Source organism: Halomonas sp. SpR1 (assembly GCF_031010175.1).
Taxonomy (GTDB): domain Bacteria; phylum Pseudomonadota; class Gammaproteobacteria; order Pseudomonadales; family Halomonadaceae; genus Vreelandella.
In genome coordinates this window covers 1-702 of sequence record NZ_JAUAMB010000093.1, presented here as the reverse complement: position 1 = coordinate 702, position 702 = coordinate 1, and the positions used below count along the sequence as shown (strand labels likewise).

The following is a 702-nucleotide window of genomic DNA, read 5'->3' as shown; positions in this document are numbered from 1 at the left end:
GCGTGGGCAAGCCGTGCTGGAACATGCCCGCCTCCAGATAGCGGCGGATAAGACGCAGCACGCGCTTGTCGTCAACGCGCCGCGCCACCCGTGCCATCAGCAGGTCGTGGTTCACTCGGTCGAAGAAAGCTTCCAGATCAAGGTCGACCACCCAGCGGTGGCCGGCAGTGACGTGGGCCTTCATGGCCGAGACGGCCTGCTTAGCGCTCCGTTTGGGGCGATAGCCGTAGCTCGACGCAGAGAACGCTGGGTCGAAGATCGGCATGAGCACCTGGGATAGCGCTTGCTGGATCAACCGGTCGGTGACCGTGGGGATACCTAACTGCCGCGTCCCACCCTTGGGCTTGGGGATCATGGCGGCTCTGATCAGGCTGGGGTGATACTCATCGGCCAATAGCCGCTCGCGCAGCGTTGACCAGTGCTGCCTTAGGTGGTCAGCCAGTTGATGCACCGTCATGCCATCGACACCCGGTGCGCCTTTGTTGGCAACCACCTTACGGTAAGCTCGCTCCATGTTCTCCGGGTCAACGACCCGTCCCATGAGCGAGGTTGACTCCGCTTTCGTCCACGATAATGACGCCGGGCTCGTCTCGACGCTCACCGGCTGGGACGCGGAGTACTGCTCCTGCCCCTCTGGGTGAGTGACGGTATTAGCGTCGGTTTCTGTCTTCATGATCGATCCTCGAGACGTTATCGCCTACT

At 62.0% G+C, this 702-nt stretch carries 1 protein-coding gene; it reads right to left on the bottom strand.

Features of this window, described 5'->3' with window-relative positions:
- On the bottom strand, window positions 1-673 hold a 673-nt coding region (locus QT231_RS24280; protein WP_308339330.1), incomplete at its 3' end, for a reverse transcriptase domain-containing protein.
- Between the last annotated feature and the right edge of the window lie 29 nt (window positions 674-702).